General features: G+C 48.5%; 1 protein-coding gene. It reads right to left on the bottom strand.

The window, feature by feature from the left end; all coding sequences use genetic code 11:
* On the bottom strand, window positions 1-1,074 hold a 1,074-nt coding region (locus R7Z49_RS23545; protein ID WP_318112148.1), incomplete at its 3' end, for an alpha-amylase family glycosyl hydrolase.
* Window positions 1,075-1,101 lie beyond the last annotated feature (27 nt).

Here is a 1,101-nt window from a genome sequence, read left to right as displayed (position 1 = left end):
TTTTGGTTGCCAGTCGCCCCATTTCTTGGGCAGTTCGGCATTAGGCTTTAACACATCGATACCGTCGAACTGTAGATCTGCCAATGTTGAGTAACCAGAATGGTTGATAACCGCATCCATCAAGACTTTGAGGCCACGCTTGTGCGCCTCTTCCACCAGCGTTTTTAAATCTTCTTCGTTACCGAAGTTCTCATCAATCTTGGTGAAATCGCGCGTCCAGTAGCCATGGTAAGCATAAAACGGGAATGAGCCACTATCACCACCACCGACAAAGCCGTGCACTTGTTCAACGATTGGCGACAACCAAATCGCGTCTGTACCTAGGCTCTTGATGTAATCCAGTTTCTCAATTACACCTTTAAGGTCACCGCCGTGGAACGTGCCAACTTCATCTTTGCCGTCTTTTTTACGACCATAACTGTTGTCGTTACTTGCGTCTGCGTTGTTGAAACGGTCAACCATCACGAAGTAAATGTTCGCGTTTCGGTAATCAAATGGCACCGCTTCTTTGGTTTTCTGCACAGGCTCTAGTAGCACTACGCCGCCAGAGTCTTTACTTGGCGTCAGCGATACTTTCTGCTCTTTCACTTCAACCATTTGACCTGAATAAGCATCGCGTAACTTGGTGCCTTCAGGAAAGCTATCCCCCACAGCGATCGTCACTTCACCGCCTTGGTAGACTTCACATTGTACTTGCGGGATCGGGCGTTTAAATTCGGTTTTTGCTGCTTTTTTCGGCTCTCGCTTAAACAGCAACGTCTTAGCCGCGTCGTCATAAGCGAAGGAATAGTCGCCAGTAAAGCGAACTTTGAGTGGCAGTTCGGTCGGCTTGCCACAATTTAGCGCGATAGGTTTATTGAACTTCACTTTCTGACCATCAGGTGCAACGCAGTCACCTTCAACGCCCGTGATTTTAAGCGTGTATCCGTCTTTGGTTAGAGGCACAACCAAAGGCTGCTCTGCACTTAGCGGGAAGTCACGGCTGTTGGTCGTGGTAGAAATGGTGATGTTAGGCTCGGCGATGGCACTTGCCGACGCAAGCAGTAAAGTAGTGGTAATCAGGTTCAGTTTCATCGTTCAGTCCATTGGCAGCACATGGTA

Source organism: Vibrio sp. 1562 (assembly GCF_033340155.1).
Lineage (GTDB): Bacteria > Pseudomonadota > Gammaproteobacteria > Enterobacterales > Vibrionaceae > Vibrio > Vibrio alginolyticus.
The sequence above is the reverse complement of the archived record's forward strand: the minus strand, read 5'-3'. Positions and strand labels throughout refer to the sequence as shown.